The organism is Fischerella thermalis PCC 7521 (assembly GCF_000317225.1).
Classification (GTDB): domain Bacteria; phylum Cyanobacteriota; class Cyanobacteriia; order Cyanobacteriales; family Nostocaceae; genus Fischerella; species Fischerella thermalis.
Genome location: NZ_AJLL01000033.1, coordinates 183,938 through 208,783, shown reverse-complemented (window position 1 = coordinate 208,783; position 24,846 = coordinate 183,938). Strand labels below are relative to the sequence as shown.

The 24,846-nt window shown below is 41.2% G+C and carries 23 protein-coding genes; 12 read left to right on the top strand and 11 right to left on the bottom strand.

Annotated features, from left to right (window positions below):
- Window positions 1–88 precede the first annotated feature (88 nt).
- Window positions 89–529 (top strand): hypothetical protein, encoded by a 441-nt coding sequence (locus UYK_RS0107870; protein ID WP_009458461.1) that lies wholly within the window; start codon window positions 89–91, stop codon window positions 527–529.
- Between the two features lie 66 nt (window positions 530–595).
- On the opposite strand, the gene UYK_RS0107865 is transcribed toward UYK_RS0107870, so the two are convergent.
- Window positions 596–1,018: a ketosteroid isomerase family protein gene (locus tag UYK_RS0107865; protein WP_009458460.1), complete on the bottom strand. Its 423-nt coding sequence runs from the start codon at window positions 1,016–1,018 to the stop codon at window positions 596–598.
- 648 nt (window positions 1,019–1,666) lie between these two features.
- On the bottom strand, window positions 1,667–2,188 hold the full coding sequence (locus UYK_RS0107860; RefSeq protein WP_026086397.1) for an orange carotenoid protein N-terminal domain-containing protein: 522 nt from the start codon (window positions 2,186–2,188) through the stop codon (window positions 1,667–1,669).
- A gap of 200 nt (window positions 2,189–2,388) precedes the next feature.
- Here UYK_RS0107860 and queG point away from each other — a divergent pair, with 200 nt between their 5' ends.
- Window positions 2,389–3,342, top strand: coding sequence for a tRNA epoxyqueuosine(34) reductase QueG (queG, locus tag UYK_RS0107855; RefSeq protein ID WP_009458458.1), 954 nt, complete (start codon window positions 2,389–2,391; stop codon window positions 3,340–3,342).
- Window positions 3,339–3,974 carry an HAD-IA family hydrolase gene (locus tag UYK_RS0107850; RefSeq protein ID WP_009458457.1) on the top strand — a complete coding sequence of 212 codons (636 nt, stop codon included), beginning with the start codon at window positions 3,339–3,341 and terminating at the stop codon, window positions 3,972–3,974. Before queG ends, UYK_RS0107850 begins: the two co-directional genes overlap by 4 nt.
- A 91-nt stretch (window positions 3,975–4,065) precedes the next feature.
- On the opposite strand, the gene UYK_RS0107845 is transcribed toward UYK_RS0107850, so the two are convergent.
- The 4 genes from UYK_RS0107845 to UYK_RS0107830 form a co-directional block, all read right to left on the bottom strand.
- Entirely contained in the window at window positions 4,066–4,800 is a 735-nt protein-coding gene (locus UYK_RS0107845) for an ABC transporter ATP-binding protein (protein ID WP_016871215.1), read from the bottom strand.
- A 200-nt stretch (window positions 4,801–5,000) separates the two neighbouring features.
- On the bottom strand, window positions 5,001–6,218 hold the full coding sequence (locus tag UYK_RS0107840; protein ID WP_009458455.1) for an ABC transporter permease: 1,218 nt from the start codon (window positions 6,216–6,218) through the stop codon (window positions 5,001–5,003).
- The gene (locus UYK_RS0107835; protein WP_009458454.1) at window positions 6,215–7,684 is read right to left on the bottom strand and encodes an efflux RND transporter periplasmic adaptor subunit; all 1,470 of its coding nucleotides are present in this window, start codon (window positions 7,682–7,684) and stop codon (window positions 6,215–6,217) included. The genes UYK_RS0107840 and UYK_RS0107835 overlap by 4 nt, the downstream gene beginning before the upstream one ends.
- 359 nt (window positions 7,685–8,043) lie before the next feature.
- Window positions 8,044–10,149, bottom strand: coding sequence for an acylase (locus UYK_RS0107830; protein ID WP_016871214.1), 2,106 nt, complete (start codon window positions 10,147–10,149; stop codon window positions 8,044–8,046).
- A gap of 461 nt (window positions 10,150–10,610) precedes the next feature.
- Between UYK_RS0107830 and UYK_RS0107825 the strand changes: the two genes are divergently transcribed.
- The 3 genes from UYK_RS0107825 to UYK_RS0107815 all read left to right on the top strand — a co-directional run bounded on the left by UYK_RS0107825 (window position 10,611) and on the right by UYK_RS0107815 (window position 13,765).
- Window positions 10,611–11,642, top strand: a complete 1,032-nt coding sequence (locus UYK_RS0107825; RefSeq protein ID WP_016871213.1) for a FecCD family ABC transporter permease — start codon at window positions 10,611–10,613, stop codon at window positions 11,640–11,642.
- Complete coding sequence (locus UYK_RS0107820) at window positions 11,639–12,679, top strand: FecCD family ABC transporter permease (protein WP_009458451.1); 1,041 nt, start codon at window positions 11,639–11,641, stop codon at window positions 12,677–12,679. Before UYK_RS0107825 ends, UYK_RS0107820 begins: the two co-directional genes overlap by 4 nt.
- Before the next feature lie 252 nt (window positions 12,680–12,931).
- Window positions 12,932–13,765, top strand: coding sequence for an ABC transporter ATP-binding protein (locus UYK_RS0107815; protein WP_009458450.1), 834 nt, complete (start codon window positions 12,932–12,934; stop codon window positions 13,763–13,765).
- A gap of 236 nt (window positions 13,766–14,001) precedes the next feature.
- On the opposite strand, the gene UYK_RS0107810 is transcribed toward UYK_RS0107815, so the two are convergent.
- From UYK_RS0107810 to UYK_RS0107790, 5 genes are all read right to left on the bottom strand, one after another.
- Window positions 14,002–14,814, bottom strand: a complete 813-nt coding sequence (locus tag UYK_RS0107810; protein ID WP_009458449.1) for an MOSC domain-containing protein — start codon at window positions 14,812–14,814, stop codon at window positions 14,002–14,004.
- Window positions 14,815–14,916: 102 nt separating this feature from the next.
- On the bottom strand, window positions 14,917–15,885 hold the full coding sequence (locus UYK_RS0107805; protein WP_009458448.1) for an FTR1 family iron permease: 969 nt from the start codon (window positions 15,883–15,885) through the stop codon (window positions 14,917–14,919).
- Between the two features lie 145 nt (window positions 15,886–16,030).
- On the bottom strand, window positions 16,031–16,465 hold the full coding sequence (locus UYK_RS0107800; RefSeq protein ID WP_009458447.1) for a ferritin-like domain-containing protein: 435 nt from the start codon (window positions 16,463–16,465) through the stop codon (window positions 16,031–16,033).
- A gap of 205 nt (window positions 16,466–16,670) precedes the next feature.
- Window positions 16,671–17,711 (bottom strand): ComEA family DNA-binding protein, encoded by a 1,041-nt coding sequence (locus UYK_RS0107795; RefSeq protein ID WP_009458446.1) that lies wholly within the window; start codon window positions 17,709–17,711, stop codon window positions 16,671–16,673.
- 339 nt (window positions 17,712–18,050) lie between these two features.
- Window positions 18,051–19,082 carry a multicopper oxidase domain-containing protein gene (locus UYK_RS0107790; protein ID WP_009458445.1) on the bottom strand — a complete coding sequence of 344 codons (1,032 nt, stop codon included), beginning with the start codon at window positions 19,080–19,082 and terminating at the stop codon, window positions 18,051–18,053.
- Between the two features lie 352 nt (window positions 19,083–19,434).
- On the opposite strand from UYK_RS0107790, the gene UYK_RS0107785 reads away from it, so the two are divergent.
- The 6 genes from UYK_RS0107785 (at window position 19,435) to UYK_RS0107760 (ending at window position 24,685) form a co-directional block, all read left to right on the top strand.
- Entirely contained in the window at window positions 19,435–20,211 is a 777-nt protein-coding gene (locus tag UYK_RS0107785) for an energy-coupling factor ABC transporter permease (protein ID WP_026086396.1), read from the top strand.
- Between the two features lie 267 nt (window positions 20,212–20,478).
- Entirely contained in the window at window positions 20,479–20,808 is a 330-nt protein-coding gene (locus UYK_RS0107780) for an energy-coupling factor ABC transporter substrate-binding protein (RefSeq protein ID WP_016871211.1), read from the top strand.
- Complete coding sequence (gene cbiQ, locus UYK_RS0107775) at window positions 20,792–21,604, top strand: cobalt ECF transporter T component CbiQ (RefSeq protein ID WP_016871210.1); 813 nt, start codon at window positions 20,792–20,794, stop codon at window positions 21,602–21,604. The genes UYK_RS0107780 and cbiQ overlap by 17 nt, the downstream gene beginning before the upstream one ends.
- Window positions 21,579–22,412, top strand: a complete 834-nt coding sequence (locus tag UYK_RS0107770; protein ID WP_016871209.1) for an energy-coupling factor ABC transporter ATP-binding protein — start codon at window positions 21,579–21,581, stop codon at window positions 22,410–22,412. Before cbiQ ends, UYK_RS0107770 begins: the two co-directional genes overlap by 26 nt.
- Window positions 22,413–23,112: 700 nt before the next feature.
- Window positions 23,113–24,036 carry an energy-coupling factor ABC transporter permease gene (locus UYK_RS0107765; protein ID WP_016871208.1) on the top strand — a complete coding sequence of 308 codons (924 nt, stop codon included), beginning with the start codon at window positions 23,113–23,115 and terminating at the stop codon, window positions 24,034–24,036.
- Window positions 24,029–24,685, top strand: coding sequence for an energy-coupling factor transporter transmembrane component T family protein (locus UYK_RS0107760; protein WP_009458432.1), 657 nt, complete (start codon window positions 24,029–24,031; stop codon window positions 24,683–24,685). The genes UYK_RS0107765 and UYK_RS0107760 overlap by 8 nt, the downstream gene beginning before the upstream one ends.
- Window positions 24,686–24,846: the final 161 nt, after the last annotated feature.

The window sequence follows — 24,846 nt, the reverse complement described above, 5'->3', positions numbered from 1 at the left end:
GTGCGATCGCAAGTTCAACAATCGACTTTGCACGTGTCCGGTGATAAATCTCACTCAAATATTGCACAACAAAGTCACTGTTTTACCTATGGAAGCCTTGTTTTGTTTGTCACCACGCTATCGTCTTGATGATGAATTACCCTGGTTAGAAGGAATTGACCCCAGTCGTCACTACTGGATTATGGTAAATGGAGACAAAAATTTAACAGTAGCGCTTCCTGGGTTGATTGTGTCTGCCAAAAGCGAACTGAAGCAAGTCATGCAGCAATTTCGTTCGCTACAACCAGGAGAACAAATGACCTTGGCAAGAATTGCTGATACTTGTAAGATTCACTGTGTTAGCTCTAATTGCTATGCCATAGAAACAGAAATTAATGGCGCCCCTGTCTGGCATTTATTCGATCAAGAAACTTTGGACAGTTTGCTCATGACAGCACATCCTGATTGGCAGTGTGCGCCCAAAGATATAGAGTTAGGACGAAGATTACTACTGCGCTCTTTTGAACAAATGGCAGCAATAAAAAATTAGAATTTGTTAGTGGTTGGTAGTTAGTGGTTAGTGGTGAACAACTAACAACTAGCAACTAACAACTAACTAACCTCGTCGCATTTTCAGCAATTCTTGAGGAGAAGCTAACAATTTAATTTTGGTGTAAAGAATTTCCCCTTGCTGATTGAGGACAAACTGCCATAAAACGTTGACCCCACACCAAGAAGTTTGCGCTTTTCCTGTCACCTGAAATTGAATTACACCTTCTTCCAAAGTCTCAGATATTCCTTCGCGGGGATAAACTTTAATATCCACAGCTTCTTTTTTTAAATAACTAGCGATCGCCTCTGGTCCTACGATTCCAGATTCAAAAGGTGGATGCATTACACCATCATTTGCAAATAAATTAGCAGTAGCATCAAACTCTCCTGCATTCAACGATTGAAAGTAACACAGGATAGTTGGTTCTGTAATTCCCTCAATAGTTAATTCTTGTGTAGTATTTCTAGATGATTGTGATAAAACCATAAAATTAACTCCAGATTATATTTCCATTAATTTACAAATAACAATCAATTTAATCCTGTTGCTGGAGATGTATTTTTTATGTTGGTTAGTGGTTAATTGTGAGTTGTTTGTTGTTAGTTGTTAGTCTTCGATTTTGCACCAACTTTTCATCCCGCCAAGAAATAAATTTCTTGGCTTATAGCTTAAGTCAGATAAATCTGACTGCAACAAGATTTGAGTCCGTTAAAACTGACTAAGGCGATCAAGACAGAGAATTTATTCTCACACCAGTAAATTGGGTAAGTCCAAGATAGAGTAGTTGTTTGTTGTTAGTAGGTGATAGCTCAATGTAGCCGAGTACAGCATTCCATTAATTCGTGGCGGATTAAATTTACCGATACTCTGCGTCCCTCTGCGCTAACTCCCCAATCCTCTGCGTTTCAAAGAATTACAACTTTGTACTTCCTGAGTATAAAAAAGACTCTTTATATTACCCAGATGGGAATATAAAGAGCAACTTGGTAGTTGGAAATAAGGGGAGATAGAGAAAGATACTTACAGAACCTAAGCAGGATGCCAGAATGTCTTAAATGGTTACAATGAAGTGTATACATCAGAAAGCGTGCAAAAATCTTACTTGCTTTTTCCTGACTCCTGCCTTCATAATACTTAGTCGGCGAGAGGGTCAACACCCATGTCAGTTACGACCTTACGGAGAACGGTGATTTGTTGACCAAAATCGAGTTCTTTTAATGTTTCCAATACCTGCACACCATCACGAGACAATTGATAATTAGATGGCATGGGAACAACAAAACCTTTAACCATCAATTCAGACAGTTCGTACCAAAAAGCTAGCTTGGTGTTAGCGCTCAGGATACCATAGGAACGGCAGAACTGGGTATTTTTCTTGGCAGCCAGATCACGCATTACCTGTAACTGCTCTTCATGAGTCATCTGCTTAATTTGATTCAGCAGACCTTCGGCTAATTGCAAACGAGCAGCGCCTGTAGCAGCTGGTGTAATTGAACGCCCCATTTCAGTGTAAGCATACCAAAGTACTGCCAGCTGATCATCTACACTCAAGTTTGTAAATACAGCCACAGTGGATGCAACTGCATCCACTGCTTGGGTGCTGTAGTTGAAAGTGTTAGAAAAGCGGTTTTGTGCTGAATCAGTAGTAAATGTCATGATTGCACCAAAGTCGATAGTTTGTACGCTGGGAACTACTGAAAGCATTATTTTTGCTTCCGATATATATCTTGCATCATTTATTTACAAATTGCAAATAAAATTTACAAATACCATGTCTAAGAAATGGCAAATATATGTATTGACTAGGTAGTGTAAAATAGCGATGCCGTAGTTACGGCAAATTTCAGATAAGATAAATGAATCAATTGCCGGGAACAAGCAGTGCTGAAGTTAAACAAAAAGCTCTGGAGTTAGGATTTCACAAAGTCGGAATAGCTGCTGTAGATGGGGACGATACAGAGATAAAGCGGTTGCAAGCATGGATTAAGCTTGGTTATCACGCCGACATGGAATGGATGACTTCTCCTAAGCGCCAGGATATTCGGTTAGTGATGAGTGATGTGCGATCGCTAATCTGTGTAGCCCTCAACTACTATACGCCACACCAACGCCCTGAAGGCAAGGAATACGGTAAAATCTCTCGTTATGCTTGGGGGCGGGATTATCACAAAGTCATGCACAAAAAATTAAAAGCACTCTCGCTTTGGTTGCAGGGATTAGGTGAAAACATTCAAGCACGCTATTATGCAGACACAGGTCCGGTACAAGATAAAGTCTGGGCGCAAAAAGCCGGAATTGGTTGGATTGCCAAAAATGGGAATGTGATTACCCGGGAATATGGTTCTTGGGTATTTTTGGGAGAAGTGCTAACCAACTTGGAGTTAACTCCAGACAAACCCCATACACAACATTGTGGTAATTGTACTCGCTGCCTAGAGGCTTGTCCTACAGATGCTATAACTAGTCCATTCGTAGTAGACGCCAATCGTTGCATTGCTTATCACACGATTGAAAATCGTCAGGAAAAGCTACCAGAGACAATTGCATCTAATTTACAAGGTTGGATTGCTGGTTGTGATATTTGCCAAGATGTTTGTCCTTGGAATCAGCGTTTTGCTAGTCCAACTGATGTGGATGACTTTCAGCCATATCCTGGGAATATTGCCCCCAAACTGATAGAATTAGCCCAAATCTCAGATCAGGACTGGGATCAACAATTTCCGGCATCGGCGTTGCGGCGAATTAAGCCAGAAATGTTACGACGGAATGCCCGTGCTAACCTAGACGCATTCCAGCAGGCACAAGAATGACCCAGAAAGTAGTTATTTTTGATTTTGATGGCACAATCGCTGATACGGTAGACGCACTTATAAGTATTGCTAACCGTTTAGCTAAAGAGTTTGGTTATGTGCAAATTACTCCAGAAGAACTAGCTTTGTTGAGAAATTTAACTTCTAGGGAAATTATTAATTATTCAGGTATTTCTGTATTTAAAATACCTTTTTTAGTCAAAAAAATCAAAGGAGAATTAAAAAGTAAAATACCAGAGCTAAAACCAATTCCAGGCATGAAAGAAGCCTTAATAAACTTGAAAAATGCAGGTCATCGTCTAGGAATTATCACGTCTAACTCTAAAGACAATGTGACGGAATTCTTGAGAATTAATGAATTAGATAATTTATTTGAATTTATTTATTCTGGCATAACTATTTTTGGTAAAACAACAATTATTAATAATCTGCTTAAACAAAAACAACTGAAACCAGAAGAAGTAATTTATGTGGGAGATGAAACTAGAGATATTGAAGCTTCTAAAAAAGCTAATATCAAAGTCGTAGCAGTCAGTTGGGGGTTTAATTCTCCAGAAGTTTTAGCTAAACAAAATCCAAATTATTTAATTCACCATCCAAGTGAACTGTTAGATGTAGTGAATAATAGTTAAATATCAAAAGTCAAAAGTCATGCAATTTTGGATTTTGGATTGACACGTTAGTTAATGAGAAACTATCAACTACTATCAATTAACTAACCCTTCACACTTCAGTTAACGTCGCCATACGATTCAAATCAGCCGGGGTAAGGTGCGAGTGTACCACTTGTCCATCACGAAACCAGACAATACGTTGAGTTTGACGGGCAACATCTGGTTCGTGAGTTACCATGACAACTGTAATCCCAGTGGTATTTAGTTCGGTAAAAATATCCAATACTTCTTGGGTGGTACGGGAATCAAGCGCGCCTGTGGGTTCATCTGCTAGCAGCAACACCGGACGATTGACAATCGCACGAGCGATCGCTACTCTTTGTTGTTGTCCTCCAGAAAGCTGATTTGGTTTGTTGTTGATACGTTTTTCCAAGCCAACGCGTTTAAGTGCTTCGACGGCGCGATCGCGTCTTTCCCCGGAGTCCACACTAGCATACACCATTGGTAACATTACATTTTCTAGTGCTGTTAGTTGGGGTAAAAGGTGGAATTGCTGAAAGACAAAGCCAATTTTTTTGTTACGAATGTGGGCAAGTTCGGTATCATCCATTTGTGCCACATCGAGATTATCTAAATAATAATGTCCTGATGTGGGGCGATCTAAACAGCCAATAATATTCATCGCTGTGGATTTCCCAGAACCAGATGGGCCCATAATTGCACAATATTCGCCCTCGTGGATTACTAAATTCACATTGTTAAGTGCTTTGACTTCAGTTTCACCACTGCCGTATATTTTAAAGATATTTTCTAACCGAATGATTGATGATTTGTGATTTGTCATTTGTCATTTATCCCCTATTCTTTATTATCTCCACTCATTTCCTCATTCGACTACTTCCTATTTCTATAGACTTTTTGCAAAAAATCAGGCTTTAGGCTTTAGATCAAACGAACACAGATAAACACAGATGAACACAGATGAACACTGTTTTAGTTCGCTCAATTCAAAGTTGAAGCGCTGACTACGAACCTTTCACAAAACTAAGCGCTTCTTAAAGCTACAATGGGGTCTAGTTTCGCAGCACGACGCGCAGGAACAACGCCAAAGAATAAACCAATACCACCGGAAACGCTGACTGAGAGAGTGATTGCGACTACAGAAATTCCTGCATCTAAGGGTGTTAAGGCTCCCACTAACAAAATACCACTCACACCGATCGCAGTTCCGATTAAACCACCTGCGGCGGAGAGAATCACAGCTTCAATCATGAACTGTAATAGGATGTCTTGCTGGGTTGCACCTATTGCTTTGCGCAGTCCGATTTCTTGGGTGCGTTCGGTGACAGAGACAAGCATGATATTCATGATGCCAATACCACCGACAATTAAAGAAATAGCTGCGATCGCTGCTAGCATAATTGTCAATGCACCTGTGATCTGGCCGATAGTCTGCATTGCATCTTTTTGCGTGCGGATCGTAAAGTCGTCTTCGCCAGTAATTTTGTGTCGCTGACGCAGCAAATTTGTAATTTGAAACTCTGCACCATCAACACTATTCGCATCACGAGCGGAGACAACAATGTAATCTAAACCAATACCATAGGGAGAATTTCGTCCCACTAATCGGTTTGCAGATGTGGTGATTGGTATCAAGGCTGCTTCGTCATAATCTGCACCCAAGCTTGAGCCTTTAGCTTCCAACACACCAATGACTTGAAAGCTGGAATCTTTGATTCGCAGCTGTGCGCCGACAGGATTACTTTCATTGAAAAGTCTTTCTGCCAATTTCGCACCCAGTACCGTAACTTGATTATTGCGCTTAATATCGACTTCGGTGAAAAACCGTCCTTGAGCCATGTCAAAATCCCGTACCTCTGGGAAAGTGGGAGTTGTACCAATAATGTTGACGTTGGTGTTGCGGTTGCGGTAAGTTACCACTTGTCTTCTGTTCAACTCTGGAGCAACTCCTGCTACCGTTGGTACTTGAGTTGCGATCGCATCTGCATCAGCTAAGACAAGAGTTTTCGGTACTTCAAAAGAAATGCGCTGAGTTTCGCGATTTCCAGGAAGGATAAACAGCACATTTGGTCCCAAAGATTCTAACTGCTTATTTACATACTTTTGTCCAGCTTCACCAATCCCAATCATGGCAATTACGGAAGCATTGCCAATGACAATACCCAACATGGTGAGAGTACTACGTAATTTATTTGACAGCAGGGTTTTCCCTGCCATTTTGATACTTTCTACTAGGTTCATTGTTGTTGTTCTTTTGCTTGCTGTTCGCGTTTATAGTCTTTGGGTGGGTTGAGAAATACGCGATCGCCTTCTTCGACACCAGACACAATCTGAGTCTGATCTTTTACCTGCGCTCCCACTGTCACTGGACGGAACAGAGGTTTATTTTGAGCATCCGGGACAAGTACTCCAGTTTCACCCTTTTCAGTAACAATTGCCACAGTCGGTACTAAGAGGGCATTATCTAATTGATCGCCTAAAAACGTCAAATCAACATTTAAGCCAGAACGTAGCACTTCTTGTCCCGTAGTAATAGCTACTCGTACTTGGAACAATGTCACACCTTCTTCCTTCACGGCTTCGGGAGCAATCAGGCGGACACGACCTTTAAATACTTGGTCTGGGTAAGCATCGGTAACAATTTCTACCTGTTGTCCTTTTTTAATTCTGCCAATATCGGCTTCAGGAACTTGTGCTAACACCTCTAAACCCTTAGCTAGAGCAACGATAGAACTGGAAGTAGCCGAGGCACTCGAAGAAGCAGAAGTAGTCGGTGCTACATACGCACCGTCGTTAGCATATTTCTGAGTCACAATTCCTGCGAAAGGAGCGCGGATGATTGTGTCTTGTAGCTTCACCTGAGCCGCCTTTAACTGTGCTTCTGCAACACCTACGGCTGCTTTGCGTTGAGCGATGATTTCCGGACGAGTACCATTTTCCAACAAGCGTAATGCTGCTTGGGCTTCCGCAACAGCAGCTTCTTGGCGGGCGATTTCTTCGGAACGAGAGCCGCTTTCTAGTAGTGATAATCGGCGTTGAGCTTGTTGAAGAACAGCTTTTGCCCTTGTGTCTTCACTCACGTACTGATCTAATTGGTCTTGAGAAATGGCTCCTTGTCGTGCCAATTCTCGATATCGCCTGACTCGTGCCTGTGTCAAGTTTACCTGTGCTTTAGCATCATCTACCTGAGCTTGGGCTTCTTGAATCTCCTGGGAACGATTACCAGCACGGGCTTGATCTAGTTGTGCTTGGGCTTGTGCTAAACGCGCTCTGGCTTGGGCAATTTCTTGGGGGCGGCTCCCGGCTTGGGCTTCTGCTAACTGTGCTTTGGCTTGATCTAGACTGGCTTGATATTGCAGAATTTGGGCATTGACATCTGCACTATCCATCACAGCAAGAACTTGTCCTTTCTGGACGCGATCGCCTTGTTCAACTCTTAGCTCTGCCACAATTCCTGGTTGTTTCGGGCTAATATTCACGCTTTGAGCTGGTACTACCTTACCACTGGCAGTAATCCGTAATGTGACATCTTTTGCTTCTACAGGAATAGTGAGCGCTGCAATATCTTCTCTACTTGCCCCCCGATTTACCAAAGTATAAGTTGTAGTGCTGCCAACAACCAAAATCCCAGCTGCCATTAGCCCAATTAGCCAGCGTTGGGGGTGCTTCACTTTGCCTATAACGGGAATTTCTATATGAGTATTCATCACAGCAGCCTTGAAAAATAACTTGGATTTCAGGATGGTAAAGCGGGAGACAAGAAAGAAATATTGATGAAAATTTTCTATCCGTTGCCAAGATCGTTAGTTTCCTATTGAACTTAAGTTCCGTTAGGATGCATCTTGCACAGGAAAGAGCATGTGTATAGATAAATAATTAACTTATAGTTTCTTAACTTTCCTTGATGGTATCCTGCGCCAAGTATTTTTTACTTCACCTGAATGGGTGACTTTAGTTAAAGGGGGATCGGGAATTCGACATCAGTGCTGCTTGTACCTGCTCCTGGAACCACAAATAGATAAGTTTACGTTTATTCAACCCGAAGAATTGCCATTGCATGTCGATATTAGAAGACCTGTCGCTCCTGCAAATGAGCTAATATTTCCTGACGCTGACGCCAAACTGGATGTAATTGTTTTTTGGCAAACATCTGTAATTGCTTACCACCATCAAATGAATTTGGTTGCGATGCATTACCGTAACTAGTGAGTGCCATTGCTCGTACAGGATTGGAAAATTCAATGACAGCAACATAGGAATCACCTGCAACGGCTTGGAAGCGATCGTTTTCACTAGGAGCAAAGTTGAGTACACGGAAAATCCCCAAATCACCATCTCCACCATTGGCAGGTAAATCAATATCACCCACCCTTACCCGAAAGACATCCCCCCAAGGAACATCCAGCGCCCCATAAGTCTTTTCTACCTGTGCTGCTACTGCTTCGAGTGTTGCAACTGCACTTTTCGGATTAGCTAAACCATCAGGGGTGGTGCGTGGTGAATTTTCACTCCAAGGTTTACTAAATGCCTGATCCCAGTCCATCTTTTCTACCCAAAGGGCAAATAATACTGCTCCCCGACTATCTGCATTGGCTTGCCGATCCCAGGCTTCTAGAATATTAGCTGCTCGCCGTCCTATGTCCTGACCGTATTTGCGAGCAGCTGGGATTAAATCATCCAAAAGCCGATCAGCCAGTTCCATACGGGTAGAGTGCTTATATGCAATCATTTCATCAAAAGAAATTTTTTCATCTTCATCCAGCATTCTTACAGAACGTTGGGAGCGGAAATCCATGAAACGAGGCGCTATGTAGGGCGGGTAATTATTTGCTTTGATGGTGGCTGGAAATGTGGTTGTCCAAGGTGGATCATTGGTATTTTGTAGCCAACCGCTCTTGGGGTCAACTATGCGCGGTAAATCCCGGTATGGATGCATTTTTGTCCACAAAGTTTTGGATGTATTGCCTGGAATAATACCTTCCCAGTAAGTAAAATCACCATTTGATCGCACTGGAACTTGACCGTTGAATAGGTGCATAATATGCCCTTTTCTATCGGCGTAGATTACCGTAAACATTGGTAATTGCAATCGCTTGAGTACCTTTTCAAACTCGTTGAGGTTTCGGGAACGTGCCATGTCCCACCATTGTTGGAGGACACCTGGTCGGTCAAGACCGACAACTCTCAGGGCAAAGGCTTTATTATCTTTTTCAACGACGACGGGTCCATGGACAGAATTTTTCACTACTAATGATTGTTCTTGCAAAGAACCATTTTTCTGCTTCACCTTCAAGGAGAGGGTTTTGGAAAGGAAGTCGCGAACTTTGCCATCAAAGCGATAACCATTACCTGCCAATGTCAGTTCATAAACATCCCAGCCATCGTGGGTGTTAACAGTGTGAGTCCAACCTAAGTTGTCGTTAAATGCGATCGCCAACACCGGAATACCTACAAGTGTTGCTCCGTAAGCATCAATTCCAGGCGCGGTGATTTGAGCTTCATACCACAGGAATAAATCTGACCAGGGTAGGTGTGGGTTGGCTAAAAGCATTGCGTTTCCACTAGCAGAATGACTGGGTGCGATCGCCCAACCATTAGACCCTGCTTGTAATTTTTGTTGGCTTAGTCCTATGACTTGTTCTGGATTGACTACAAAAGTGAAGTGGAGTACCCGATGCAGGTGAGCCATGACATCTTCTGGTTTGACTGGTAGCACCACCTCTACTTCATCATTAATCAAGTTACCGTGTTGGGAAGCATAGGCATTGATCCCAGCAGCAAAAGCATCTAGATAACTACGAAAAGTAGGATTCTGTACCTTGTACCAACTACGAGCGCGTTCTGGTATTCCTGTCGTCAACACCCATCGGTCTGAGTCTAGATATTCCTCTCCCCAGTATTCGGCTGCACGTCCCCGTGCTTGACCGTAGAGACGTAAAAGCAAATCTCCATGACTTTGCATTTGCGCCCAACCGAAGCCATAAAATGCACTCCGGTTATCTTTACCGTAGATGTGCGGTACACCATAGGTATCCCATAATATTTCTGTAGATTTGGCTGATACAGCTGTAGTCTGGCTCCCTACAAACAAAATAAGTATCAAAGCGAGTATCAACGGTAAAACGCGTCTTGATACTCTTTTGTAAACCCTGGATAAAAAGTCAATCCTCATTACCACCACCGTGTGCAGGTATAACGTCTGGTGACTGAAACTGCTAAGTAAATTGTGCGTATAACTTTTAGACCTCTTGCAAAATTATCTTTTGCAAGAATTGGGGTGCATATTAAAGGGGAAAGGATGTTTTAATCCCTTTAACCCTTTCCCCTGACTTCTGCAAGAAGTGTATTATTTCTATGACCGTCATTTGACCAATGACCAAGCAGATTCTCGTTGAGCTAACAACGCCACCTTGTTGAGAAATTATATCAGGCTTTACAAGAAACTGGAATGGTATATTTATTGTTATAAAAAAAGAGGAAATAGCTAAATAATCTACATAATAATGTAATCTATATATAAATTTATCAAGAAAGATTATCAAATTAGTACTTTAAAAACTGTTAAATATTGAGAGTGCAAATTACAAAACAAATAGCCCACAGAGTCTAAATTTTTCAAGTAACAGCAAGATAATGACAAAAGCGACCACAGTGTCACCAAGAGGATTGAAAAAGCGACAAATGCCAACCTTACTTGGTCTGGTTCTGGGATTGTGTATCCTGCTAATTTGCTTGGTATACAGTGTCACCCTAGGTGCAGCAGACATTCCCCTGGACAAGATTTTGGCATCTTTTATCGCCTTTGATGGTTCCTATGAACACTTAGTCGTCCAGACAGTGAGATTACCGCGTGTACTCATTGCTATCCTTGTAGGTTCAGCCTTAGCAGTATCGGGAGCATTAATGCAAGGTTTGACACGCAATCCCTTAGCAGATCCAGGGATTTTAGGTATAGAGTCAGGAGCAGCACTGGCTGTAGTTGCCACAATCTTTATTTTTGGCAGTTCCAGTTTGAGTGTTTTAACGATTGTGGCCTTTTTGGGTGCAGGAGTCACAGCAACGTTAGTCTACTTTCTGGGTTCTCTGGGACGGGGAGGAGCTACCCCACTGAATCTCACAGTCGCAGGCGCAGCACTCACGGCTCTAATTTCTTCTCTCACTACTGCTGTTCTGATCCTCAGTCAACGAACTTTAGAAGAAATTAGATTTTGGTTAGCAGGTTCCCTGGCTGGACGCGATAGTAACATACTCTTGCAAGCACTACCTTTTGTCATGGTTGGATTAGTAGTTGCTTTTGCCCTTGGTAGGCAAATTACCACTATGAGTCTGGGTGAAGATGTAGCTAAAGGCTTAGGTCAAAAGACAGCTTGGATCAAAATAGTTACTGCCATTAGCGTAGTTTTACTAGCAGGCAGTTCAGTCGCTCTTGCTGGGCCCATCGGTTTTATTGGCTTAGTAGTTCCCCATATGGTGAAATTCTACATCAAAGCCGATTATCGTTGGATTTTACCCTATAGTGCCGTTTTAGGTGCGATTTTACTCTTGGTTGCAGACATTGCTGCGCGCCTGTTACTCAAACCCCAGGAGTTACCTGTGGGTGTAATGACAGCACTGATTGGCGCTCCCTTTTTTGTGTATCTGGCTAAGTCTAAGGTGAAAAAATGAAGGTTGATTGGCTAGTCATTCGTTCCCAGGTGATATCCTTCCGGATTGACCGACGCGTACCACTGGTGCTGCTATTTCTGGGATTAATCACTATAGTGGCGATGGTGATGAATTTGGGCAGGGGTGAATATCCAATCTCACCCTTGGATATCATCAAAACTGTATTGGGTATAGATACGGGAAACCCAGATCATGCCTTCGTGATTTATAATTTGCGTCTATCCCGTACTCTTGTGGCTTTGATGGTGGGAGTGGCACTGGCCATCTCTGGCACTATTTTCCAAGGTTTAACACGTAATCCTCTGGCAGATCCTGGAATTATTGGCATCAATGCCGGAGCGAGTCTGGCGGCTGTTTCAGCAATTGTACTAATTAATTCAGTACTAATTTATACTTTACCCTTGGCAGCCTTGGTTGGTGCTTTATTGATGAGTGTTTTAATTTACTCGCTAGCTTGGAACAAAGGTAGCTCCCCAGTTCTATTAGTTTTAATGGGTATTGGCTTGTCTGCGATCGCAAGTGCTTTCACCAGCTTGTTGATTACCTTTGGAGATATTTATAACGTCAGTGACGCTTTAGTATGGTTGGCTGGCAGTGTCTACGGACGTACCTGGGAACAAGTATTTTCCTTCTTACCTTGGTTGATTGTTTTCGCACCAACGGCGTTGCTCCTAGCAAGGCATTTGAACGCTTTGAACTTGGGAGATGATGTCGCCAAAGGTCTGGGTACTCGCGTGGAATGGGAGCGTGGGTTACTAGTGCTAGTGGGTGCAGCCTTAGCAGGTGCAGCAGTCGCCACCGCCGGAAATATCGGTTTTGTTGGTTTAATCGCACCCCACATAGGAAGACAGTTGGTGGGTGCAAACCATCAAGGATTAATTCCTACCTCAGCGCTGTTAGGCGGAATGATTGTTGTGATAGCAGACTTCCTGGGAAGAACACTGTTTGCACCCATTGAAATACCTTGTGGGGTGGTGACTGCTGCGGTTGGCGCTCCTTATTTTCTGTATTTGTTAATTCGTAATCGTAAAAAATAAGAGACTGGGGACAAATTGATTCATAATTCATGAAACTATGGCAAAAATTATGTTTTTAAAGTCGAACACCGATGAACACCGATGAACACAGATAGATTATCGGTGTTCATTGCCTTATATTGTGTACCCTAGCTTAAGCCTATGATCGCGTCTACGTTAATCAAATCAAACTCTGGACAATTGCTGAAAAACCTTATATTACTTCTTCAATTCACAGTCTTACGTGATTCATAATTCATCATGGTTTCGCCTATGAAAGGACTATCAACCAAAAGCCTGTCTTTAGCTTACGATGGTGTGCCAATTATCCGTGATTTGAATTTGGCAATCCCCAGTGGACAAATTAGTGTTTTAGTTGGTGCGAATGGTTGTGGTAAATCAACTTTGTTAAGAGGTTTAGCCAGGCTGCTCAAACCCCTTGGTGGCACGGTATATCTTGATGGAGAGTCTATTTTTAAGCTTTCCACTAAGGAAGTAGCGCAGCAGTTAGGTATTTTACCCCAAGGACCAGTTGCACCAGAAGGGTTAACAGTAAGAGATTTGGTAGCACAAGGGCGTTATCCTTATCAAAATTGGTTGCAGCAGTGGTCAGCAAAAGATGAAAAGATTGTACAACAGGCACTAGAAATCACAAATTTACTGGATTTGGCAGAGCGAGAATTGGACACTTTGTCTGGTGGACAAAGACAACGAGCTTGGATTGCAATGGCATTAGCACAGGACACAGATATTTTACTTTTGGATGAACCGACTACTTTTTTAGATTTGGCGCACCAAATAGAAGTGTTGGATTTGTTGTATGAGTTGCACCAAACTCAAGGACGGACTATTGTCATGGTGCTGCATGATTTAAATCACGCGTGTCGTTATGCTGATTACTTGGTTGCTGTCAAAGATGGTCGGATTTTTACGGCTGGGGAACCAAAGCAGGTAATGACTGAGGAGATGGTACAAGAGGTTTTTGGGTTAGAGTGTCGTGTTGTTAATGATCCAGTGGTGGGAACACCAATGTGTGTGCCGATAGGACGTAAAGGAACAAGTAAATTACAATCAAACAGGCCGAACTTGCAAAGAGAGTTGGAGTGAAGTTTTTCGTTGTTAGCGTTTTCTCCTGGTTCAACTAACGAACACAGATGTAGACACGCTCAAGCGGCTTCCCCGTTACTGCTAGGTTGAAGCTGAATAAGACCCGCAAACTTGCCCCTTACCGCGTAAGCGGAAGTGTAGGTAGTTCACAATTCATACAAGAGGTCTAAATCTATCTGCATTTATCGGTGTTTATCGGTGTTCATCGGTGGTCGATTTCTTAAACATACTATTGTTCACAGCTTCACATCAGGCATTATCATTAACTCTTCACCTATTGCCACACTACCACTACTAATTACCTGCGCTAAAACACCAGTCTGGGTATGCTGAAATTGCTCTTGCAAAAGAGACAGTAACCTCATATCTCTTTCTCCGGTTTCAGGATGAACATCTATATTTAAGCAGCGATTAATTCTGGCAGTCACAACGATTCGGGCTGTTCCGAGTTGTATTTCTTTCCCCACCCAGTCAAATTCTCCCCAAGCAGGGACACCTTCTACAACAATATTTGGGCGGAAGCGCCGTACGTCTATTGGCTGTCCAGCTAATTGACTTAAATTATCAATAGTGCCTCGGCTGACAAGGGAAATATGTACTGCTTCCCGGTCAGGATAGCGAGTTTTGTCAAATTCTCCAACTAGCTGTAGAGGGGCGCGGTTAGGGTGTCTCGCAGCCTGACTAGGGTAAATTCCTGCTAGGTAGCCAGTGAAAAAGGCTGAGATCAAATCCCTTCCTTTGCCAGTTTTAGTATCAGCAACTAATAACTCTACAGCTTTGCGCTTGACTGTGAAAGTGCCAGTGTCTGGATCATAGAAACAATTCAAAGCAGCGAGTCCTGGCCAGTCGTTTTGCATGGCGAAGTTTTGCTTGTTCATCCAAGACACAGTAGTCAAGCTAGTATCTGTGGCATTTTGCTTATACATCAAAGCAAAAGCGCGATCGCCTGGAATACCATGTCCGACTTTGAGATAGACGCGATCGCACTTGTGACTACTTAATCCTTTAACAGGATAAATCAATAATTGCTGAACGGATATTTTAGTCATAGGGGATCGGGGATCAAGGACAAGGGAAGGGAGAAAAGGAGGACAAGGAGGATAAGGGGGACAAGGAAGTATTTATCTCTTATCTTCCCCTATCCCCAATCCCTATTCCTTAGCTGGACTAACCGATTTTTGTCCTGCTGAAATATTCTTACTATCTTGAGCAGAACCACCCATAATACTACGGAAATATAAACCTCCAACGGTCAATAAAAATACAACATACCCTACTGCCTGCACAACATAAAGATGTTCTCTGTAGCCAAACAAGGCTTTGAGTAGAATACCGGGGAATTTTTCTTCAGGTAGGATATTGGCTGTATTCCAAACCATTGGCCCTAGTATACAAGAATGAATTTTGGTAAACCTTTCGTAGTAAAAACAAAGGCTTTCGGAAGCACGATTACTGAGGGCATAATTAGCTGCGGCTTCGTCAAAATTATGTAATGCAGAAATTACTAATCCACCAACAATTAATACCAACAAAACACCCATGATTTGGAAAAATTGGCGGATATTAATTTTAACTCCCCATTTAAATAAAAGTACACCAATTGCTGCTGCAAGTGCAATCCCACCAATAGCCCCAAGAGCAGGAATTAGCCCCTGTTGAAAATTAGCAGCAATGAATAGAACTGTTTCAAAGCCTTCGCGGACAACAGCAATCAAAATTAAACTAAAAACACCCCAGCCAGCATTAGTATTATCTTTTAAAGCTTCTGTTACCGCTCCCTCTACTTGAGCTTTCATAAATCTAGCTTGTTTGGTCATCCAGATCAGCATCCAGCTGAGCATGATAATGGCCAGTACGCTAAATACAGCTTCCATCAATGGTTCAACAACAGATGTGTACTGGGGATTAATTGTTCCCAATACTTGTATTACCCAACTAAATAACACGCCAATCAGCGCACTTAAGGCAATACCAACACCGACACCAGCATACACCCAAGGATTGAGTCGGGATTGTTTAGCTTTTTTCAACAAAGCCAAGACAATACCAACTACTAAGGCTGCTTCTACTCCTTCTCGGAGTGTAATTACAAAAGTAGGTAAAGCAGTACTAAAGTCCATCAGTTGTCCTTTTTCATTTGTTATTTGTCATTGGTAATTTGTCATTTTTATGTTGCTTGTTATTTGTTGTTTGTTGTTTGCAATTACAACCAACCATCAACTACCAACAAATAACTAATGACTAATGACCAATGACTTGTGACTCTTAACTAAAATCGCGTAACATTTTCTTCAGTTCAAGATTATGCATCTCTTCTTGACCGATCATAGTTCGGGCGAATTCTTCTAAGTAAATACTTGCATCAGTTACTGTATCAAGCAACTTTTTATACAAATCAAGTGCTTTCTTTTCGTGTGCCAAGCTTTCTTCCAAAATATGTTTCACTGAATGCTTGTAACTTTCTTCTATTGGGGCAATTTTTAGGCTAGGATGTCCATCTAACCCTGTGAGAATTTCACCTACTTGTTGAGCGTGCAGCAAAGATTCGTTTGCCTGGGCCTTAAAGAAAGTTACAATCGGAATCCGATTGGGGCCAGTTACCATCAAAGAGTAGTGAGTGTAACGCACAACTCCTGCCAATTCAAACTCCATAATGGCGTTGAGCAGGTCAATTGTTTTCTTTTGGTCAAGTTCTTGCATTAGTTCTTAATTTTCGTTAAAAGCCAGAAGTTTTTAGTTATGAACTATAAGTTAGAGATGTCTAACTTTTGATCCATTTCTCAGTAAATTTTAAATTCATAGTTTGGAACAAAAAGTCAATAGTAATCTAACCATATGTATTATTGTGTTTGTAGTCAGGACTTTTGTCCTTGTTGAGCGAAGACAGCACTGACTACAAACTTAATTATCGCTGTGCTTGGGTTTTGGCAGCGTCAATGACTTTTTGAGATGCTGATTCTATCGCTTTAATTTGTTTGGTGACTTCCTCAGGAGTATTGACTGGCTTGGCTGCTGGAATCACACTTGGCCAGGTTTTTTTCAGTTGCGCCATACTCGCCTGAATTGCTTTGTCTGCTTCTGGCTTATCTTTAGCAACCTGGCTAGAGATGCTTTTATACAACTCGTCAGCGTAGAGTACAAAGCCACGAGAATCTTGATATTCGATGGCTGCGGTGATTTTACCGTCGGCGACAGCTGCACCATATTCTGAGTTAGCAGAATCCAACAGGCCATTAATTACCTGGAGGACAAATGATGGCTGAGTACGCTGAGTTTCTGGTAAGGCTGCGATCGCTCTATCCACCGACTGCATAGAAGTAGTAAAATTAGTCTTGACTTTGCTGTCTTTGGGGTTAGATTTCACCAAATCTTGCAAATTCACTAAAGTTGTCTTAAATTCTTTGACTTGACGCTCATTTAATTGGTCTTCCACATCAACATAAATCTCTTCTACTGGATGACCAATATGAGGTTCTGCCTGTTTCGGTTGATTTTGATCCAATAGCTCTTGCGCTACAATCAGATGTCCTTTCATCAACCCTAGCTTGGTCATGTAATCTATATCTTTGGCTTCCCCAGTTAAAATAACTTCTTGAACAGTTACTTGATCCTTTATTTTGTCAAACTGTTCTTGGGTAATTACCTTCTTGTTGACTAATTCCTCTGGACTAGCGTAGGGACGATTTGCCTGAATTTTATTTGATAATGCTGGTACACCTAGCTGCGCTTCAAATTTATCTAACTCAGACAAAATAGCTGTATTAATGTTAATTTGTTTTTTGCTACCATGACTGCTATGGCTTACTGCTTCTGTTGTCTGAGCAACAGAATTGGGAGTACTGGCTGAGGGTGAATTTTCTGTGGTTGAAGTGCCGTCGTTACAAGAACTCAAAGTTACTATGGCACACGCAGTCACAGCTAAATACAAATAACGAAATTTTTTCATATTTACTCCTGAAAATGTTGATACAGTTATTAGTTATTAGCTTTATTAAGTGGGTATAAGTTTCCCAACGGTAAAGTTCACTGATTGAAAAGCAAGTAAACTTAGATCTTGCACCTATTCCACCAAGAAATAAATTTCCAGAGTTTTTACTTCAAGTAAGCTAAAGCTTACTGGATATGCATTTGAGTCCGTAGTTCGCTTCCCTAGGGAATTGCCACGGTTATATTTGAGATTTATTGTAGATTTGGCTAAATTATTTTTGCACCTAGTGAAAGTATTTATCAACTATTTCACCCTTGAAAAGGCTAAAATTTAATAATTAATTTCAATTTAAAAATGCTACGATTTTACGCTTTTTGCTGGATTTTGATAGTCTTTCTCAGCCACAACTTCAAATAAGCCCATACACCCATTTTCTGCGATCGCGTCTTGATGCGGATGAAACATATACTTACCTGGATAGCGAAAAGCAAATTCTAAGATGTGCCTTTCTGCTACACCCATCGTCACTACATCACTTTTTTGGCTAGGAGTCAGAGTCATTCCAGTCGGATAAACATCAAAGAAATTGGCGTGCAAGTGAAATGTCACTGCGGGGTCGAATTCAATAATATTGAGGACATACAATCGAATCAACTGATTTTGATAAATGCGGATAGGGTTATCCATGTAGTAATGGGGTAAACCATTAAAGGCGTAATATTCGTTGTGGTTATCGTCATTGACGTCATACCCAGCCATCACTAATACAATCTCATCCGCCGCTGGACGAGGCTTGGGTGGATCGATGATGAACATGCCGTATAATCCTTTGGCAATATGTCGAGTCACTGGTTCAATGTGACAGTGATAAAGATGAACACCAAAGGGTTCAGCATCAAACTCGTAAATTGTTGCGCTACCGTTACTAACTGGACGAACGCCGTCCATCTCGGCTGGGTGGACACCATGAAAATGTAAAGAGTGCGAATGTCCAGCTTTGTTGAAGAACAATATCCGCACGCGATCGCCTTGTTTTGCTCTCAGTGTTGGGCCAGGAATGCGACCATTTAAGTCCCAGATGTTGTAAGATACAGCACTATTGAGTTTAATCGCCGAAGTTCCAGCAGTAAGACGAAATTCCCGGATTGTCCGCCCGTTTTCTTGCTTCAGTGTCCCGTAATCAAAATTCCGCAATACTTGTACCGGGTTCACAGCACTATTAAAATTTTCCTCTGTCTCCAAAGGTGGTACTCTTGCCAACTGCTTTTGTGCTGTTAATCTACTCCATAGCACAGCTGCTCCTGTGACGCCTGCACTGATTAATGCTAGTTTGAGCAGTTGACGGCGATTCAACAATTTTCCTTGGTTGAGAGCAAAGTAGTTAGGCATGGTAGTATCACGAATATTTGCAGTCCAAGACAAACTGCAAATATTTTGCAATTACTTTTTATTCATATAGGAATTATAAATTATTGTCAATTGTTTTTGAGTGACTTTAAAGTTGCAAATATGACAATATGCCATTGCATACAATACACTTTTAACTCACCCTCTCCGCAAGCTCGGAGAGGGGCTGTTCTTGTGAGGTTTGCAGTGAATGTTTAATTTTTTATTTATAAATGCATCTACCATAGGTAAGAATATACAAAATTTAATCTATTTTTTTAGAGAATGATAATCATTATATAATCAACTTGAAGATTAAAAACTGCCAATATAAACTAAGTCCTTATACATATTTATGGAATGGCTGATTTTGAGAATAATTCTTAAGGTGAAACGTCTATTACCCATTTTGCTGGGGATTTTTAGCTTTTATATAGTCGTAAGTGCAGCTGCACCAGCCTACGCCATGCACATCATGGAAGGCTTTCTACCCGTGGAATGGGCAGTATTTTGGTGGATAGTAGCTTTACCTTTTTTTGTGTTGGGGTTACGACGAATATCACAGATTACCCAAGCAAACCCGCAATTAAAATTACTCTTGGCGTTGGCGGGAGCATTCACGTTTGTGCTATCTGCCTTAAAAATGCCATCGGTGACTGGTAGTTGTTCTCATCCCACAGGTACAGGATTAGGAGCAATATTATTTGGGCCTTTAGCCATGTCTGTATTGGGTAGTTTGGTACTACTGTTTCAAGCGTTGCTCTTGGCTCATGGTGGTATAACTACACTAGGAGCGGATACATTTTCAATGGCGATCGCAGGGCCATTTATTGCCTATTGGATTTACCGCTTGGTTGTACCAACGGGTAAACAAAGGCTAGCAATCTTTCTCGCCGCCGCGATCGCAGATTTGGTGACTTATATTGTCACCTCTATTCAATTAGCTTTGGCATTTCCTGCGGCTACAGGCGGAGTCCTCACTTCCTTTATAAAATTTGCAGGCATCTTTGCTATTACGCAAGTTCCTTTAGCAATTAGTGAAGGATTATTAACAGTACTAGTTTGGAACTGGCTTGCTAACTATGGTCGTCAAGAACTAGAAATGTTGCAGCTAATCAAGCAGGATGAGTAATCTGTTTGGATTAGGTCTGGAACTAAGGTTCCAGGCTTATAGCCAAAGTCATCTGAAGTTGACTGAAGATGGTTGAGCAACTGGATGAGTGTACTTTTGTAGACTTAAGCTATCAGCCAATGAATTTATTTCTTGGCGCTCAAAAAAATGGGTGTAAGACTTCCACAATTGACCACAACGAAGGAATGAAATGTTAACTCCTCCTACGTCTCTACACCCTTTTTCAAAACAGATGTGATGTTACAAATAAGCATAGACTATTAACTTATGACTAATCCAAAATCAAAAATTCAAAAACATCGATGGAATAATTGGTTATTACTATTAGCAGTAGTTGCATTATCAGTAATACCCTTAATGCTCATTCAAGATGCAGAATTTGGTGGAGCAGATGGTCAAGCTGAAGAAGCAATTAAAGAGATACAGCCTCAATATCAACCTTGGTTTAATTCATTAATTGAATTACCAAGTGGAGAAGTTGAGAGTCTATTATTTGCAGTGCAAGCGGCTGCAGGGGCTGGCGTAATTGGTTATGTAATTGGACTGTATAGAGGACGCTCAGAACAACAAAATCGTCGTAATGAAAATTCAGATTGACACCCTAGCTTATACTAATCGTTTGTGTTGGTTGCCACCAGAACAAAAACTGCTATTTGCTAGTGTCCTACTAATAATTTCTGCCTTTGGTCATTCTTTTATACAAGTTATGATTGCTCTTTGGATGACTATTTGGACAGTAATTTATGCAAAAATTCCTAGCAAAACATATTTAAAGTTGATTTACGTCGCAACTTTTTTTTGGTTAACAAGTTTGCCAGCTTTAGTCATCAACGGGATTGACATATCTCATTTAAATTTAGTAGAAAAAGACTCAATTGCAGGATTAAATTTTGGCAATTATTACTTATACCTTAGTCACCACGGTGTTGTACAGAGTTGGGCAATTTTAACACGAGCTTTAGCTTCTCTTTGTTGTTTGTATTTCATCATTCTGACTATTCCTTTTACTGCACTCTTGCAAACTTTAAGACGCATCGGCTGTCCAGTAATTATTACTGAAATTTTATTACTGATGTATCGTTTTATTTTTGTACTGTTAAGCACAGCTTCTGAATTATGGGTTGCTCAGCAAGCTAGGGGAGGATACCGTACTTTTGCTACTGGAATCAGAAGTCTAGCGCTGTTAATTGGACAATTACTCAAACGTACAATAGACAACTATCGTCAAGTTTCCTTGAGTTTAGAATCCAGGGGCTTTAATGGAGAATTGCGGGTTTGGCATCCCTATCGTTATCATCAATCAAAGCGATATATAATAGAGGCTATTTTTGGCTGTGCTTTATTAATAGCATTAGAATGGGGGCAGAATGCAGGAATGGTTACTAGAATTTGAACAAGTACATTACACCTATCCAGGAGCTAAGCAAGCCGCTATTAATAATCTTAGTTTAAAAATTCCTGCTCAAAAAAAGTGTGCATTAATTGGTCAAAATGGTTGTGGCAAAACCACCCTTTTTTTATTAGCAAATGGTTTATACAAACCAGATAAAGGTAAAATTATTTGGCAAAGTAAACCACTACAATATGATCGTAAATCCTTAGTGCAATTGCGTCAAAAAGTTGGTGTGGTTTTCCAAGATCCAGAACAACAACTAGTTGCTTCCACGGTAGAAGAAGATATTTCTTATGGACTGTGTAATTTAGGTTTACCAGAGATTGCAATTCAACAGCGAGTCGAGCAAGCATTAATTGAATTTGATTTAATCGAACTTGCGCAAAGACCTGTACATCACTTAAGTTTAGGTCAAAAAAAGCGAGTGTCGATCGCAGATGTGATGGTGCTAAAACCAGAATTATTATTGTTAGATGAACCAACAGCCTATCTAGATAGACTGCATACTCGTAAGTTGATGACAACTTTACAAGATATCCATGCTACTGGCACAACAATAGTAATGGCAACCCATGACCTTGATTTAGTATATCGTTGGGCAGATTGGATGTTTGTGATGGATCGGGGACGGTTAGTGTTGGAAGGAGAACCCAAGGATGTGTTTTCTCAAGGTGACACTCTTGAAGAGTTACAGTTAGGAGTGCCTTTAATTTGTGAGATACTACGTGCTGTGGATGAAGTAACTCAAAATGAAACTATTTTAGAGCAATTACAACAGCGAATATTAAATAAATTTCTTTATTTTTAGAGATTTGTAAAAAACAAGATCCCCGACTTCTTTAAGAGGTCGGGTATCTGATATCAAGTCCGGCTAATTACTTACGATATGGTTGGTCTTGTAGGTAACAGGTAATATCAAGTTCGACTAATTGCTTACGATATTATGCTTCGGTGTTGGTCATTGGTTTTTCCCATTACCAATTACCCATTACCTATTACCAGCCCACGCGACAGTATAAGTATTTAAGCGAACATGATATAACTGGTTTTTCCCATTACCTATTACCCATTACCAATTACCGGCCTTCACAGATATGATAAGTCTTCAAACGGACATGATATGACTCTCTCAATTTTCACAACTCGTTGAGGATTGCTACGCATTTTAATTATTGATTTTTGATGTGAAATTTTATTTATTTTAATTTTTGATTTTTTTAAATTTCTTAACTTTATTATATGCATTGAAACATAAGTGTTAGACAACAAATTGTAACGCAACAAAATTTATTTGCTTTGTATGTTGTTAACTTACAGGATTTAACAATCAAAATTATAAGTAAATCATTTTATACAAACTTTGTTGTCAATAATCCTGAAGTAAGAGTATAAAATCCCCCGCGAGGGCATTGCACAAGAGGAGCAAATTTTGTTTTTTATGAATTAGTTTCATGTCTTAGTTATAAAAATTACTCTGTACAAATAAAAACACAAACGGGAGATACCTAATGCATATTCCTGATGGTTTTATTTCTCCACCAGTAGCAGCAGCTACTGGTGTGGCAAGTGTGGCTGCACTAGGTATTGCATTGACGCGATCACGGGATGCTTTTGGAATTAAACATGCACCTATTTTGGGTTTAACTACTGCCTTTATTTTTGCTGCCCAAATGATTAATTTCCCAGTTGCAGGGGGTACAAGTGGTCACTTATTAGGGGGAACTTTAGCAGCAATCATTCTTGGTAATCCTGGGGCTGGTACAATATGCATCGCCACAGTTTTAATTATTCAAGCTGTGTTGTTTGCCGATGGAGGAATCACTGCCTTAGGAGCGAATATTTTTAACATGGCAGTAGTGGGAGTCTGGGTAGGTTGGAGTTTAACCCAAACCCTACAGCGATTGTTTGGGGGTTACAGAAGTCGCTTACCATTAGCAGCTGGGATCGCTGCTGCTGTGAGTGTGGTTGTAGCTGCGATCGCCTGTGCGATTGAGTTAGCTATTTCGGGAACAGCACCTCTGGGACTAGTTTTACCAGCCATGACTGGTGTACATATTTTGATTGGGATTGGCGAGGGTTTGATTACTGGGGGTGTGTTAGCTTACCTAGCCACAGTTCGACCAGATTTGTTACCTGGAGAACAACGCCAGTTGCAAGGGTGGGTAGTGCCAGTAGTCATTGTTCTTTTGATTTCTGGTTTACTTTCCTTAGTAGCCTCCGCCTGGCCAGATGGTTTGGAAAGAGTTGCAGAAAACTTAGGCTTTATTAACCTCGCCGAACAGGTAAGAGTAGCAGTACCAACACCTTTCGCTGACTATAGTATAGAAGGATTGGGCCCCATCGGTACAAGTATCGCCGGAATTATTGGTTCGATTGTTTGCTTTGCCGTTGCCTTTGGCATTGCACAGGTAGTAAAACCAAAGAATGCTTAAACTATCATTACCCTTACGCTTACAGCTATCTCTGGTAATTGTCATCGGGGCGGCTTTGTTAAAGTATGAAGCTTGGTACTGGCTAGCTGCATATGCTTCCATCGCCCTTATTTGGACTGTGTTATTACGCGCACCCCTACCTCAACTAACAGGCTTGTTGGGTACAGAATTAATATTTCTCTCATGTGTGGCTTTACCTTTGGGATGGGAACGAGCCAGTTTTTTGTTGGTTCGTTCTCTTGTTTGCTTACTCACAATGAATAGTTTTTTGTTAACTTTACCACCACATAGTTTTGGTATTGCTCTGAAGGCTTTGCCTGTTCCCAGTGGTTTGAAGCAAAGTTTACTGCTGTCTGGACAATATCTAGAAATCTTATTGGCAGAAGTACAGAGAATGCAGCGTGCTGCTCAATTACGGGGTCTGAGTGGCCCAGCTGGGTGGTTACGTTACGCCAGTGCAGCGATGATTGGTAGTTTGTATCTCCGCAGTTTAGAAAGAGCAGAACGAGTTTATGCAGCAATGGTAGTTCGTGGTTATACAGGAGAACTACCTGTAGATTCAAAATTAACAACAAAAGAGCGAATGATTTTATTCGCTGCTTGTGCGATCGCTGCTAGTTTAACCATAGCTTCTCATATCTGTCGGTAAACAGATGTGGGTCATGACAAATAAGCGATCGCTCAACACCAGCCAATTCTTGGTTTAAAACAAATTCCTCTGTCCCAAAATGAAGCGAGTTTTACAAACGAGAACAAAAGCTCAAACAAGAAGTGTTAGAGTTAAAAATTCAAATAGACCAAGCAAAAAAA

What these genes read in the sequence shown, in the direction of transcription:
- UYK_RS0107790 (WP_009458445.1), bottom strand. Translation starts at nt 19,082, where the DNA reads ATGCCTAACTACTTTGCTCTCAACCAAGGAAAATTGTTGAATCGCCGT.
- UYK_RS0107865 (WP_009458460.1), bottom strand. Translation starts at nt 1,018, where the DNA reads ATGGTTTTATCACAATCATCTAGAAATACTACACAAGAATTAACTATT.
- UYK_RS0107825 (WP_016871213.1), top strand. Translation starts at nt 10,611, where the DNA reads ATGACAAAAGCGACCACAGTGTCACCAAGAGGATTGAAAAAGCGACAA.
- UYK_RS0107805 (WP_009458448.1), bottom strand. Translation starts at nt 15,885, where the DNA reads ATGGACTTTAGTACTGCTTTACCTACTTTTGTAATTACACTCCGAGAA.
- UYK_RS0107830 (WP_016871214.1), bottom strand. Translation starts at nt 10,149, where the DNA reads ATGAGGATTGACTTTTTATCCAGGGTTTACAAAAGAGTATCAAGACGC.
- UYK_RS0107835 (WP_009458454.1), bottom strand. Translation starts at nt 7,684, where the DNA reads ATGAATACTCATATAGAAATTCCCGTTATAGGCAAAGTGAAGCACCCC.
- UYK_RS0107870 (WP_009458461.1), top strand. Translation starts at nt 89, where the DNA reads ATGGAAGCCTTGTTTTGTTTGTCACCACGCTATCGTCTTGATGATGAA.
- UYK_RS0107860 (WP_026086397.1), bottom strand. Translation starts at nt 2,188, where the DNA reads ATGACATTTACTACTGATTCAGCACAAAACCGCTTTTCTAACACTTTC.
- UYK_RS0107850 (WP_009458457.1), top strand. Translation starts at nt 3,339, where the DNA reads ATGACCCAGAAAGTAGTTATTTTTGATTTTGATGGCACAATCGCTGAT.
- UYK_RS0107810 (WP_009458449.1), bottom strand. Translation starts at nt 14,814, where the DNA reads ATGACTAAAATATCCGTTCAGCAATTATTGATTTATCCTGTTAAAGGA.
- UYK_RS0107785 (WP_026086396.1), top strand. Translation starts at nt 19,435, where the DNA reads ATGGAATGGCTGATTTTGAGAATAATTCTTAAGGTGAAACGTCTATTA.
- queG (WP_009458458.1), top strand. Translation starts at nt 2,389, where the DNA reads ATGAATCAATTGCCGGGAACAAGCAGTGCTGAAGTTAAACAAAAAGCT.
- UYK_RS0107815 (WP_009458450.1), top strand. Translation starts at nt 12,932, where the DNA reads ATGAAAGGACTATCAACCAAAAGCCTGTCTTTAGCTTACGATGGTGTG.
- UYK_RS0107795 (WP_009458446.1), bottom strand. Translation starts at nt 17,711, where the DNA reads ATGAAAAAATTTCGTTATTTGTATTTAGCTGTGACTGCGTGTGCCATA.
- UYK_RS0107765 (WP_016871208.1), top strand. Translation starts at nt 23,113, where the DNA reads ATGCATATTCCTGATGGTTTTATTTCTCCACCAGTAGCAGCAGCTACT.
- cbiQ (WP_016871210.1), top strand. Translation starts at nt 20,792, where the DNA reads ATGAAAATTCAGATTGACACCCTAGCTTATACTAATCGTTTGTGTTGG.
- UYK_RS0107800 (WP_009458447.1), bottom strand. Translation starts at nt 16,465, where the DNA reads ATGCAAGAACTTGACCAAAAGAAAACAATTGACCTGCTCAACGCCATT.
- UYK_RS0107770 (WP_016871209.1), top strand. Translation starts at nt 21,579, where the DNA reads ATGCAGGAATGGTTACTAGAATTTGAACAAGTACATTACACCTATCCA.
- UYK_RS0107845 (WP_016871215.1), bottom strand. Translation starts at nt 4,800, where the DNA reads ATGACAAATCACAAATCATCAATCATTCGGTTAGAAAATATCTTTAAA.
- UYK_RS0107820 (WP_009458451.1), top strand. Translation starts at nt 11,639, where the DNA reads ATGAAGGTTGATTGGCTAGTCATTCGTTCCCAGGTGATATCCTTCCGG.
- UYK_RS0107780 (WP_016871211.1), top strand. Translation starts at nt 20,479, where the DNA reads ATGACTAATCCAAAATCAAAAATTCAAAAACATCGATGGAATAATTGG.
- UYK_RS0107840 (WP_009458455.1), bottom strand. Translation starts at nt 6,218, where the DNA reads ATGAACCTAGTAGAAAGTATCAAAATGGCAGGGAAAACCCTGCTGTCA.
- UYK_RS0107760 (WP_009458432.1), top strand. Translation starts at nt 24,029, where the DNA reads ATGCTTAAACTATCATTACCCTTACGCTTACAGCTATCTCTGGTAATT.